The organism is Rahnella laticis (assembly GCF_015644585.1).
GTDB lineage: Bacteria > Pseudomonadota > Gammaproteobacteria > Enterobacterales > Enterobacteriaceae > Rahnella > Rahnella laticis.
On sequence record NZ_JADOBI010000006.1, the window covers coordinates 372,008 to 384,738 of the forward strand.

A 12,731-nucleotide genomic window follows, 5' to 3' on the forward strand; every position below is an offset into this window, starting at 1 on the left:
AAATCGCCATGAAACAGCCCGGGATCGCCGCCCGCCGGTGGTGGTACATCATGCCGGTCGTGTTCATCACGTACAGCCTGGCCTATGTCGATCGCTCGAATTTCAGTTTCGCGTCGGCGGCGGGCATTAATGACGATCTCGGCATCACCAAAGGTATGTCGTCCCTGCTGGGTGCGCTGTTTTTCTTAGGTTATTTCTTCTTCCAAATCCCCGGCACTATTTACGCCGAGCGGCGCAGCGTTAAAAAGCTGATTTTCTGGTGCCTTTTGCTGTGGGGCGGATTCGCCTCGCTGACCGGTGTCGTCACTGATATTCCGATGCTGGCGGTGATCCGTTTCGCGCTGGGCGTGGTGGAAGCCGCGGTCATGCCCGCGATGCTGGTGTATATCAGCAACTGGTTTACGAAGTCCGAACGCTCGCGCGCCAATACGTTTCTGATCCTCGGCAATCCGGTCACGGTGTTGTGGATGTCGGTGCTTTCCGGCTATCTGATCAAGTCGTTCGGCTGGCGCGAGATGTTTATTTTCGAGGGCATTCCTGCGGTGATCTGGGCGATTATCTGGTGGTTTACCGTCAAGGATAAACCCGAAGAAGTCAGCTGGCTGAGCAGTCAGGAGAAGAGCGCGCTGGCCGAACAGCTGGAAAAAGAGCAGAAAAGTATTCAGGCGGTGGGCGGTTATCGCGACGCTTTCCGTTCGCGGAACGTCATTTTTCTTTGCCTGCAATATTTCTTCTGGAGCATCGGCGTGTACGGCTTTGTATTGTGGCTGCCGTCGATTTTGCGCGACGGGAAATCGATGGGCATGGTCGAAGCGGGCTGGCTGTCGTCCGTGCCATATCTGGCGGCCACTATCGCCATGATTCTGGTGTCGTGGGCTTCTGACAAGATGCAAAACCGCCGGTTATTTGTCTGGCCGCTTTTACTGGTCGGCGCGCTGGCATTCTTTGGTTCATGGGCCGTTGGCACAAACAATTTCTGGCTTTCGTACAGTTTACTGGTGGTCGCTGCCGCGGCAATGTATGCCCCGTATGGCCCGTTTTTCGCCATCATTCCTGAAATGCTGCCGAAGAATGTTTCCGGCGGCGCAATGGCGTTAATCAACAGCCTCGGAGCGCTTGGCTCGTTCTTTGGTTCCTGGTTTGTCGGCTATCTGAACGGTAATACGGGCAGCCCGGCAGCCTCCTTTATTTTTATGGCCGTGTCGTTACTGGTTTCCGCAGGATTAACCCTGCTGGTAAAACCGCGACAATCTGAAATGAAACAAAAAGAAGTTTCCTTAACCTGAGGGAGTTGTAATTGATGAAGCCGTCTATCGTTGTGTATAAGAAACAACCCGCAGACCTGCAACAACGCCTGGAACAGCATTTCGCCATCACTCAATTTGATGACATCACTGAAGAAAACCGTGCGCAGGTTTTAGACGCATTGCAGAATGCAGAAGGGTTGCTGGGCTCAGGCGGGCGGGTGGATAAAGATTTGCTGGATCACGCACCGCGCCTGCGCGCCGTTTCCACCAGCTCCGTAGGCTACGATAATTTTGACGTGGCAGAGCTGACGCGTCGTGAAATCCCGCTGATGCATACCCCGACCGCGCTGACCGATACGGTCGCCGATACCGTGATGGCGCTGGTGCTGGCGACTGCCCGCCGCGTCGTGAATCTGGCCGAACGTGTGAAAGCGGGCGAATGGACACAAAACGTAGGCCCGGACTGGTTCGGCATTGATGTTCACCACAAAACCATGGGCATCGTGGGTATGGGCCGTATCGGCCTGGCGCTCGCGCAACGTGCGCATTTCGGTTTTGATATGCCGATTCTGTACAACGCACGCAGTCAGCATACCGAAGCGGAAGAGCGTTTTGGCGCACGCAAATGTGAGCTGGACGAACTGCTGGAGAAATCAGATTTCGTCTGTGTTCTGCTGCCTATGACCAAAGAGACGTTCCACCTGATCGGCAAGGAACAGCTGGCGAAAATGAAGTCCAGCGCCGTGCTGGTCAGCGCCGGTCGTGGCCCGGTCATTGATGAACCAGCGCTGATTGAAGCGCTGAAAGACGGGACGATTTATGGTGCCGGGATGGACGTGTTTGAGAAAGAACCGTTGCCGAAAGGTTCCCCGCTGCTGAGCCTGCCCAACGTGGTGGCGCTGCCGCACGTGGGTTCCGCGACGCATCAGACCCGTTACGATATGGCGGCCTGTGCGGTGGATAACCTGATCGCCGCCCTGAACGGCGACGTTAAACAGTTCTGCGTGAATCCGGAAGTTCTCAGAAAGTAATCCCTTCCTGTCCTTCCCTTTCAGTTGTTTTGAAGGGGAAGGACAATTCAAAACCCCGTGGTCGGATTGCACTGCTTTGCCTCAGGCGTTATGGTGGGCATCACATTTCGATAACATACAAAGCTTTCTATGACGTTTTCTGCTTTCGGTGACAAATTTACCCGTTTTTCAGGCATTACCCGCCTGATGGGCGATATGAATGACGGTTTACGCACACCAGGTGCTGTGATGTTGGGCGGCGGTAATCCGGCGCAGATCCCTGAGATGCAGGATTATTTCCAGACGCTGCTGACGGAAATGCTGGCTGAAGGCAAGCTGACCGAAGCGCTGTGCAATTACGACGGCCCGCAGGGCAAGGACGTACTGCGTCACGCACTGGCAGAAATGTTGCAGAAAGAACTCGGCTGGCAGCTCGATGCGCAAAATATTGCGCTGACGAACGGCAGCCAGAGCGCCTTCTTCTATTTGTTTAACCTGTTCGCAGGACGCCGCGCCGACGGCAGCATGTCGAAAGTGCTGTTCCCGCTGGCCCCGGAATATCTGGGTTACGCAGACGCCGGGCTGGACGAAAACCTGTTTGTTTCCGCCAAACCGAATATCGAGCTGTTGCCCGAAGGCCAGTTCAAATATCACGTCGATTTTGATCATCTGAATATCACCGATGACATCGGCCTGATCTGCGTTTCACGCCCGACCAATCCGACCGGCAACGTGATTACTGACGAAGAGCTGATCCGCCTCGATGCACTGGCGCAGCAAAAAGATATCCCGTTATTAATCGATAACGCCTATGGCGTGCCGTTCCCCGGCATCGTGTTTACCGATGCAACACCGCTGTGGAACCCGAATATCATTCTGTGCATGAGCCTGTCGAAACTCGGCCTGCCGGGTTCCCGCTGCGGCATCGTGATTGCCGATGAGAAAATCATCAAAGCGATCAGCAACATGAACGGGATTATCAGCCTGTCGCCCGGCAGCGTCGGGCCAGCCATCGCCAATGAAATGATCGCCCGTGGCGATTTACTGCGGCTTTCCGAAGACGTCATCAAACCGTTTTATTACCAGCGCGTGCAGGAAACCATCGCCACGCTGCGCCGCTATCTGCCGGAAGAGCGTTGCCTGATCCACAAACCGGAAGGCGCAATTTTCCTGTGGCTGTGGTTTAAGGATCTGCCGATTACGACTGAAGTGTTGTATCAGCGCCTGAAACAGCGCGGCGTGCTGATGGTGCCGGGGGATTATTTCTTCCCGGGGCTGGAGCATCCGTGGGCGCACACGCATCAGTGCATGCGCATGAACTACGTGCCGGACGCCGAACAGATTGAACGCGGCGTGAAAATTCTGGCGGAAGAAGTCGAGAAAGCGCACGCCGAAAATTAATTTTTCTGCGCAGCAGGCATAAAAAAACAGGAGGACATTTGTCCTCCTGTTTTCGTTTTTAGCGACTCTGCCGCCGGATTACGCTGACTGATTCTCCAGTGCAGGTTTCTCGGTGCCGATCGCAATTTTCTGTGGCTGCAAAGCTTCCGGTACGTCACGCACCAGATTGATGTGCAGCAGGCCGTTTACAAACTCGGCGGCCGACACATGCATGTGCTCTGCCAGCGTGAAGCTCAGGGTGAAAGGCTTAATCACTAATCCCTGATGCAAATACTCCACTTTGGTTTCCTGCTGAGCCGGGGCGCCGCTGACGGTTAAACGCGGCCCTTCAACTTCAATATTCAGCTCACTCTGCTGGAAACCGGCCAGTGCCAGTGAAATGCGGTAATGATTGTCGTCAGACTTCTCAATATTGTACGGAGGAAAAGCCTGATCGCCGCCCTGCATTGAGCTGGCTAATTTATCAAAACCAATCCACTGACGAAGTAATGGGGAAATATCATAATTACGCATGGTGTAACTCCTTCTTTGAAGCGAGATTAATTAATCCGTCGCCCGATTGGGGTGTGACGGTTCAGCCCCCTGACGGCGAGCTTAAACTTTTTCATTTGTGCGTTGTCTTTATAAACGCTTAGCGGATCTCGATACGCCGTGGTTTAGACGTTTCAGGAACGATGCGTTCCAGATCGATATACAGCAAACCATTCGACAAATTGGCCGCTTTAATTTGAATGTGTTCGGCCAGCTGGAATTTGCGTTCGAAATTACGCTCAGCAATGCCCTGATATAAATATGTGCGGTCAGCGTCAGACGGTGCATGCGCGCCTTTGACCACTAACATATTGTCGTGCGCTGTAATGTCCAGTTCGGATTCGGCAAATCCCGCTACCGCGATGGCAATCCGGTAATGGTTTTCGTCAACCAATTCAACATTATAAGGAGGATAGCCGCCACCCTGATTCTGACCCGATTCGATAAGATTAAATAAACGGTCAAAACCAATTGCAGAGCGGTATAGTGGTGATAAATCAAAATTACGCATTACTACTTCTCCTGACATTCAGCGAGTGTATGTATATAGCCTTCCGGATGGGACAGGCTCGCGGCGCAGTTTATATTCACGATCCCTTCCGGCGATCGTTCCCCTGCGTCGTACATTAAAAATGGCGATGAAAGAGAGTATTTCAAGTAGGCATTCGCAAGAAAAAGACAAAAATTTTGTTTTCGTTTGAACTGCGGGCGTCAGAATACAAATATTACGAGGGCGAAAAGCCAGGGACAGCAGGCGGTTTCCTGCAAGATTTCAAATAGTAATTACACTTAATGGGATCGCAGCCACAGAGCTACAGCTTGCTTTGTTAATTTTTTGTGCTGAGTGGTATAAGTCACTTTGACGTAAAAGCTCAGCCTGACAGCATAAGATGAGTTCTATCATGAAGAAATTTGTATTAACGCCGCTGATGACAGGATGTGTTTTTTTAGCGACGAGCGGCTGTTCCAGCGTCATGAGCCATACCGGTGGCGATACAGGGTATTATTCGGGCACGCGTTCAGACGTTAACATGATGAAAAGCGACGACACCAGCTGGGCGATGACCCCGCTGCTGTTAGTGGATTTACCTTTCAGCGCCTTACTCGATACGGTTTTGCTGCCTTATGATTATTATCGCAGCGGAAAAGTCACGACGCGCGACCGCGTCAAAGCCAGCGAAGAGCACAACATTGCGCTGAGCAACGGGGTCGATATCGATCACGTTCCGCCGATGACCACGACGCCGCGCACGCAGAAATCCTCCACGCATAAAAAGTAAGCCTCGGCCTGAGGGAGTGAAACCGGCCAGACCGGCCGGTTAGATAAAATATCAGCGGCTGGCCGTCACGAAGATTTGCGCAAATTCCCCCACCTGACGCATAAAAGCTATCTGGCTGCCATCGGGGGAATACACTACGGCATCCGCGCACGGCGCGATGTCCGTTCTTACGGTCAGCCGGTGCATTTCTCCGCTTTCCACATCAAGGCGCATCAGGCTGTTATCGCATACCAGCGTCACCGCTTTTCCGTCCGGGCTCCAGCTAAACGCCGACTGAATTCCGCTGGACGAATGGCTGATCTGCACCGGTTTGCCGCCATTGGGCGATACCGTCCAGAACTGCACCACATCTTTTTCATCCTTCATCAGAAACGCAATCTGGCTGCCATCCGGCGAAGACCGTAACCAGTGACGCGGCTGGGCGGCGATGCCTTTTTCGGTAAACGTAATGCGTCGCTGTTTCACGCCCGCCGGTGGCGCAGGCAGTGTGTCCGGCGTTCCCTGCAACGGTTTTTCCCCTGCTTTCAGGTAATCCGCGTCGTCTTGCGGCAAATCCACCACGAAAATTTCCGGATGCTTTTCTCCGCTGGCGGAAAGCGTGTCGCCAATGAAAGCCAGCGCCCGGCGCTGACGATTGCCGTCCGGTTTGAGATAGCCTTTCTGGCCTATCCAGCCTTCTTCATAAGCGCGGTTGATGTCGTCGCTGCCGGGCTGTGGCGTCACGGTGGTTTCACTGACCAGAACGCTGAAATGGCTGCCAGCGTATTCGCGGGGATGATGTTTTGGCGGCGTGACGGGGTGTGCCGATAAGGCGACGCCGACGTTGCGTAAATCCAGAGCAGGATTCAGTTCATGCAAAACATGGTCGTTGTAGGTAAAGCTGAGGCAGGAGCCGTCGGGGCTGAAAACGTGAACATGCGTGCCGCCACGTAAAGCACCCGGCGTAAACGGCGCGGTGATGTCCATCGCGTCGAGCGTAACGGCCTGCGCGCGCTGCGGCTCAGAGACAATGACACCGCGGCGATGATGGAAATCATACTGCCAGCTGTCATACGGGTTTTCCGGGCCATGAATAAACGCATAACGGGCCGGCTGGTCCGGGCTGACTGTCACCACGCCCACATGAGCATTTTCACCGGCGCGATAAAGGACTTCCGTCTCGCCGGTTTTCACATTCACACGCTCAATGGTCGAGCCGGTGAAAGAGCCACCGTGCGGACGCACGTCATACACCAGCCACTGGCTGTCCGGCGTCCAGACGTTAATGTTGGTCAACTGATGCCCGCGGGCATCGGAAGTTAACTGTTTTTCGTTCATGTGTGAAAAAGCCCATACCTTATTGGAATGGGCTAAGACTACGACAGGCAGACAGCGGAGACAATCGTCAGATATCGCCGACGCGTTTCACTTCACCCACAAGGAATATATAAGAAAGCGCACCTAATAAAGCCACGGCGGAAATATAAATTAATGACGGTGCAAAGCCATAATCCTGCGCTAAATACCCGACAACCAATGGCACGGTAATTCCGCCCAATCCGCCCGCAAGATTAAATACGCCGCCCGTTAATCCGATTAACCGTACCGGAGCAAGAGAGGAAACCAGCGACCAGGTAATTGAAGCAAATCCGTTACCAAAGAAAGCCAGTGCCATTAATATCATTATCCACATCGGATCATTGGTATAATTCGCGCCCATAATACAGGTGGATAATAAGAGCCCGCTGATAATAGGCAGTTTGCGTGCAAAGCCGATGGATTTACCGTTGCGAACCAGTTTATCCGCCACCAGCCCGGATAACAGCACACCGAGAAAAGCAGCCAGGAACGGCACGGTAGTCATAAAGCCTGCGGTCAGCGCGGCAATGTGTTTTTCCTGCGTCAGGTAATTGGGGAACCAGGTCAGGAAAAACCACAGCGTGGAAGCCACCGCGAACTGCCCTAAATACACGCCGACCAGCTTGCGGTTAAAAACCAGTTTCCAGTCAGACGCCGTAAACGGTACGGATGTCTTCTTATCCGCTTGCGTATCGCCATCAATTAATCCGCCACCGGCACGGATATGTTCCAGTTCTTCAGCATTCACGCCTTTGCTTTTACGCGGAGACTGGTAAATGCAGAACCACAGTACGGACCAGATAATCCCGATACCGCCGGTAATGATGAACACCCAGTGCCAGCTCAGCATCTCCTGGATCCAGATCAGCAGCGGCGTCAGGAAGGCTAAACCGACAAACTGCCCGGAGGTGTAAAAGCCCACGGCAGACGCACGTTCCTGCTCCGGAAACCAGCTGGTAACCATGCGGTTATTGGTCGGAAAAGCCGGTGCTTCAAACATGCCCGTCACGGCGCGCAGGCCAATCAGTGACGCTAATCCGCCGGCGAAACCCTGGAATAAGGTGGCGACGGACCAGCCTAAAATGGCAATAAAATAGGTGACTCTCGACCCGAATCTGTCGAGAAACCAGCCGCCGGGGATCTGACAGGCGGTATACGTCCACGCAAAAGCAGAAAATATATAGCCCATCTGCGTTTTGCTGATGCCAAATTCTTCCTGAATATGGGCAGACGCGACGGCCAGATTCGCGCGGTCAACATAACAAATCACCACAGTAATAAAGATCATCAGCAAGGTGATATAACGTCTTTTGGTCGGTCTGACTTGTAGGGTGGTATCCATTTTTATTTCCTATTAATGGTTATCCTATAATAACAGGCGTAAGGGTGACTCAGAAATTCCCCTGATATTTTTAATGCGAAGTAATTTTTTATATTTTACGAAATTCGTTTTACCATTCTGCTACAGTACCGTCCGGATAACGCCAGAGTGGATTTCTCCAGTCAGGGGCATTTTTACTGCGTTCAATTACCAGCTCTTCGTTAATTTCGACGCCCAAGCCCGGTTTATTTGAAGGATAGAAATATCCGTCATTCATTTTAAAGTCGTCTTTATTAATAACGTAATCCAGTAATTCAGCACCCTGGTTATAATGAATCCCCATGCTTTGTTCCTGAAGTACGGCATTGCGCGAAACGAAATCAATATGCAGACACGCGGCCAGTGCAATCGGGCCAAGCGGACAATGTGGCGCGAGGGCAACGTCGTAAGATTCCGCCATTGCGGCAATTTTGAAGCACTCGGTAATGCCGCCTGCATGAGATAAATCAGGCTGAACAATCGCCAGGCCACCGTCGGCCAGCACGCGTTTGAAATCGAAGCGCGAGAACATGCGTTCACCGGCGGCAATCGGAATATGCGTTTGTGCGGCAAGGCGCGGATAATATTCAGATTGTTCGGCCAGAACCGGTTCTTCAATAAACAACGGGCGATACGGTTCGAGCTCTTTGATCAGCACTTTTGCCATCGGCGCGCTGACGCGACCGTGGAAATCCAGACCAAATTCAATTTCATTGCCGAACTCAGCGCGGATTTGCGCCGCCTGTGAAACTGCGGCATCGACCTGACGGGCGTTTTCGATAATACCCATTTCTTCGCAGCCGTTTAGCTTGAAGGTATCGAAGCCAATTGTGCGTAATTTATTAATGCCATCAATGAGTTCAGACGGTCTGTCGCCACCGACCCAGCTGTAGGCTTTGATTTTGTCCCGCACCAGACCGCCCAGAAGCTGATAAACCGGAACGCTCAGCGCCTTGCCTTTGATGTCCCACAGCGCCTGATCAATACCGGAAATCGCGCTCATCAGAATCGGACCACCGCGATAGAATCCGCCGCGATACAGCGTCTGCCAGATGTCGTTGATACGCGCCGGATCCTGCCCGATAACATATTCACTCAGCTCATGAACCGCGGCTTCCACGCTGCGCGCGCGCCCTTCAATAACCGGTTCACCCCAGCCCGTAATGCCTTCGTCCGTCTCAATCTTCAAAAACATCCAGCGCGGGGCTAAGCGGTAGGTGGTCAGTTTGGTGACTTTCATTGCGTTGCGTCCTTATAGGCTTTGATAAATGCGTTCGCCTTCTGCGCGGTCGTTTCAGGCGTCTGGCCTGCGCGGTACAAATCACTGCCCAGCCCGGCACCGGCGCAACCGGCGTTCAGGTAAACCGAAAGGTTTTCAGGCGTGACGCCGCCGACGGCAAATACCGGCACATCCGGCGGAAGTACGGCTTTCAGCGCTTTGATGTAGTCGGGGCCAAAAGCGGAAGAAGGGAAGATTTTCAGCGCCTGCGCACCGGCATCCAGCGCGCTGAACGCTTCGGTGGCCGTCGCGCATCCCGCGCAAACGGTCATGCCACGCTCAACCGCGCGGCGGATAACGTCCGGGCAGGTATTTGGCGTGACCACCAGTTTGCTTCCCAGCGAATGCAGTTCGTCGACCTGTTCCGGTTTCAGCACGGTTCCTGCTCCGAGCAGCGCACGCCCCCCAAAATTTTCGACCGCCAGCGCAATACTTTTTTGCCAGTCCGGCGAGTTGAGCGGTATTTCGATGGCGTCAAAACCGGCATCGAGCAGCGCCGAAATATGCGCGTTCACTTCCTCAGGGCGGATCCCCCGCAAAATACCGATCAGTGGAATTTCAGTTGCCCATTGCATTCACAATTCTCCTTATACCTGATTGAAAAGCCTGGTCGCCGTCGAGGGCCTGCCAGCCAATACCGGCCAGATCGAGCGCCTGTCCGTAGCGGCCAGTTAACAGCGGATTCCCGATAACGGTGATGCGATGTTCACCGCCAAAGTGGCTGAGCATCTGCGCGACTTCGCTGCCGATCAGCAGGCCGGAAAGCCAGTCGCTGACCGCCGTTTTCGCCAGCCGGTTCAGCACATGCGCGGCGCGGACTTCAAATAAGCGCCCCGTGATTTCAGGCTGACAAAAACCGGATTCGAGCCCCTGCCGGAAGATGTCCGCAGAGTTTTGCTGTTCAGGCAGACCCTTGCCGATCAGCGAATAATTCATCAGGAGATGGTGAAGTTCGCCCGTCATCGCGGTGCGAAAATCACAAATTTTGCTGCCTTCGGCATGTACCCATTTACTGTGCGTACCGGGCATCAGATATAAGGAGGCGGGAGATTCGTCATAGGCGCCCAGAAGCTGGGTTTCTTCGCCGCGCATTACGTTGCAGTTATCGTCACGATTGAAGCAGATCCCCGGCACAATCCAGGCTTTTACCGGCAGGGCGGCTTCTACCGGGAAAAGATGCTGACCGAGAGAATCAATATTTACCGGCGCAGAAAGATAAGGAACATCTACCCAGCCAGCGTTACTGCCAATCATGCCCGCCATAATCACGGGCAGATTCAAAGACTGCCACGGCGAAATCACTTCGCTGAAAACCTGCTGAGGCGTGGTGCCGTCCAGCCGGGTGATCCCACGTTCTGAACGGATGTGTGCGGTACATTTCCCCTGTTGATACAAGAAAGCGCGCAGGTTGGTTGAACCCCAGTCGAGCGCGATATAGCTTGCTGTCATGTAATGTCCTTGAGTCGTTTCGTCGAAGAGGCAATCATTTTCATGGCCGCCTGCTCCGCTGCATTGGCATCCTGGTGCCGGATTGCGTTGAACAATTCCTGATGTTCACGCAGTGTCAGCGGCATATTGCTGTCATCCGGCATGTACGTTCTTTCAAACACCGCCCGTTGTAGCGAGCTGATGGCGATACTCAGTTGCTGTAAAACCGGGTTATGCACCGCCGCCAGCACGGCTTCATGGAAGCGGATATCCGCTTCGTTAAACGCATCGCGATCCTGATGATGGGCAATCATGCTGTTGAGCGCGTCTTCAATGACCGCCAGTTCGCCAGATGTCGCCCGCTCTGCCGCCCAGCGCGCAATGGTCGGTTCAACCAGGTTACGCACTTCGCTCATTGCCGCGATTAAACGCGGGTCGTAATCACTGGCCAGAACCCACTGCAAGACGTCGGTATCCAGGTAATTCCACTGATTACGCGGGCAGACGAACGCGCCCCGGTAGCGCTTAATTTCCACTAACCGTTTCGCCGTTAACGAACGCAGCACTTCACGAATGATGTTGCGTGAAGTATCAAACTGTTCGCAAAGCTCCATTTCAGAAGGCAGCGCCGCGCCGGGAATATATTTCCCGCTCACGATTTGCTGCCCCATTTCAATGACAAGACGATCGGTTTTGCTGAGTTCAGATGAGTTCATAAATGCTCCTGGGCTGAAAGAATAAACAACGTACTTTACCGCTCCGGCGCATTCAGGTCTTGGGATTGCTGCACAATCCTGTATGACTTAACACTCACATTGCGCATATGGTAGTACCATTCATTATTGTTGTACTACAATTCAGATCACAAAACGGACAACACAAAGACAAAAGCGGGCAGAATTGCGGAAAAAAACGTCAGAAAGAGCGTGAGAGGTTAATCAGAAAGAGAGGAAACAGCGATCACGGCAGAAAGAACGTCCGTTTCCCTTCACAGAAACAGACGATTTTTATCAGGAAAGGAAATTACTGGCCCAGCACAAACTTGTTCACGGCAAACGCCACACCGTCTTCAGTATTGGTTTTGGTGACGAACTGGCTGACGGCTTTTACGCTGTCGAGCGCATTGCCCATCGCAACACCCACCCCGGCGTATTCCAGCATCGCGATGTCATTTTCCTGGTCGCCCAGCGTCATGACGTTTTCACGCGGAATACTCAGTTTTTCGGCCAGCACTTTAACGCCTTCGCCTTTATTCACGCGTTTATCCAGGATTTCGAGGAAATACGGTGAGCTTTTCATGACGGTATAACGATCTTTGGCTTCCTGCGGAAGCTGGCTGATGGCGCGATCCAGCACTTCAGGGTCATCAATCATCATGATTTTCGGGAAGGTCAGGGATGCATCCATTTCTTCCGCCGGGCAGTACTGAAGCGGAATGCCGGTCGTGAAGGATTCATGCACGCTGAATTTGCTGATATGACGGTTCGCGGTGTAAAGGTCGGTTTTGGTCAGCGCATGAAAATGCACGCCAAGCTCACGCGCCAGTTGCTCGAAGTAATGATAATCTTCAATTTTGAGGGATATTTCGGCGATTACGCTGCCATCTTTCGCGTTGTGGACCAGCGCACCATTGTTGGTGATGCAGTAACAACCTTCCTGCTGCAAATCCAGTTCTTTCAGATAACGCTGCACGCCGATAAACGGACGGCCCGTCGCCAGAACAATTTGCACACCTTTCGCACGCGCATCGGATAACGCTTTTTTTACGGCAGGTGTCACTTCATGCTGCGGATTGAGCAATGTCCCGTCCATATCAATTGCAATTAATTCAATAGCCATAGCATCCTCAGAGTTTGA

At 53.0% G+C, this 12,731-nt stretch carries 13 protein-coding genes; 4 read left to right on the forward strand and 9 right to left on the reverse strand.

From position 1 onward, the window contains the following. Positions 1–8: 8 nt before the first annotated feature. From IV433_RS15865 to IV433_RS15875, 3 genes are all read left to right on the forward strand, one after another. Entirely contained in the window at positions 9–1,286 is a 1,278-nt protein-coding gene (locus tag IV433_RS15865; RefSeq protein ID WP_195814952.1) for an MFS transporter, read from the forward strand. Positions 1,287–1,300: 14 nt separating this feature from the next. Next, on the forward strand, positions 1,301–2,278 hold the full coding sequence (gene ghrB, locus IV433_RS15870) for a glyoxylate/hydroxypyruvate reductase GhrB (protein ID WP_195814953.1): 978 nt from the start codon (positions 1,301–1,303) through the stop codon (positions 2,276–2,278). Positions 2,279–2,407: 129 nt separating this feature from the next. Further along, entirely contained in the window at positions 2,408–3,658 is a 1,251-nt protein-coding gene (locus IV433_RS15875; RefSeq protein ID WP_195814954.1) for a valine--pyruvate transaminase, read from the forward strand. Between the two features lie 78 nt (positions 3,659–3,736). Here IV433_RS15875 and ibpB read toward each other — a convergent pair whose 3' ends face one another. Both ibpB and ibpA read right to left on the reverse strand, forming a co-directional pair. Next, positions 3,737–4,171, reverse strand: a complete 435-nt coding sequence (gene ibpB / locus IV433_RS15880) for a small heat shock chaperone IbpB (protein ID WP_195814955.1) — start codon at positions 4,169–4,171, stop codon at positions 3,737–3,739. 118 nt (positions 4,172–4,289) lie between these two features. Then, positions 4,290–4,700: a small heat shock chaperone IbpA gene (gene ibpA, locus IV433_RS15885; protein ID WP_195814956.1), complete on the reverse strand. Its 411-nt coding sequence runs from the start codon at positions 4,698–4,700 to the stop codon at positions 4,290–4,292. Positions 4,701–5,091: 391 nt separating this feature from the next. Here ibpA and IV433_RS15890 point away from each other — a divergent pair, with 391 nt between their 5' ends. Continuing rightward, entirely contained in the window at positions 5,092–5,469 is a 378-nt protein-coding gene (locus IV433_RS15890; RefSeq protein WP_195814957.1) for a YceK/YidQ family lipoprotein, read from the forward strand. 51 nt (positions 5,470–5,520) lie between these two features. Here IV433_RS15890 and IV433_RS15895 read toward each other — a convergent pair whose 3' ends face one another. The 7 genes from IV433_RS15895 to yidA form a co-directional block, all read right to left on the reverse strand. Further along, entirely contained in the window at positions 5,521–6,786 is a 1,266-nt protein-coding gene (locus IV433_RS15895) for a DUF3748 domain-containing protein (protein ID WP_195814958.1), read from the reverse strand. A 67-nt stretch (positions 6,787–6,853) separates the two neighbouring features. Continuing rightward, positions 6,854–8,149, reverse strand: coding sequence for an MFS transporter (locus IV433_RS15900; RefSeq protein WP_195814959.1), 1,296 nt, complete (start codon positions 8,147–8,149; stop codon positions 6,854–6,856). Positions 8,150–8,258: 109 nt separating this feature from the next. After that, on the reverse strand, positions 8,259–9,407 hold the full coding sequence (gene dgoD, locus IV433_RS15905; protein WP_195814960.1) for a galactonate dehydratase: 1,149 nt from the start codon (positions 9,405–9,407) through the stop codon (positions 8,259–8,261). Next, positions 9,404–10,021: a 2-dehydro-3-deoxy-6-phosphogalactonate aldolase gene (locus IV433_RS15910; protein WP_195814961.1), complete on the reverse strand. Its 618-nt coding sequence runs from the start codon at positions 10,019–10,021 to the stop codon at positions 9,404–9,406. Before IV433_RS15910 ends, dgoD begins: the two co-directional genes overlap by 4 nt. Beyond that, positions 10,005–10,895: a 2-dehydro-3-deoxygalactonokinase gene (locus IV433_RS15915; RefSeq protein WP_195814962.1), complete on the reverse strand. Its 891-nt coding sequence runs from the start codon at positions 10,893–10,895 to the stop codon at positions 10,005–10,007. Before IV433_RS15915 ends, IV433_RS15910 begins: the two co-directional genes overlap by 17 nt. Further along, a complete protein-coding gene (locus IV433_RS15920) occupies positions 10,892–11,590 on the reverse strand; it encodes a FadR/GntR family transcriptional regulator (protein WP_195814963.1) in 699 nt (232 codons plus the stop codon). The genes IV433_RS15915 and IV433_RS15920 overlap by 4 nt, the downstream gene beginning before the upstream one ends. Before the next feature lie 307 nt (positions 11,591–11,897). Then, the gene (gene yidA / locus IV433_RS15925) at positions 11,898–12,713 is read right to left on the reverse strand and encodes a sugar-phosphatase (protein ID WP_195814964.1); all 816 of its coding nucleotides are present in this window, start codon (positions 12,711–12,713) and stop codon (positions 11,898–11,900) included. Positions 12,714–12,731: the final 18 nt, after the last annotated feature.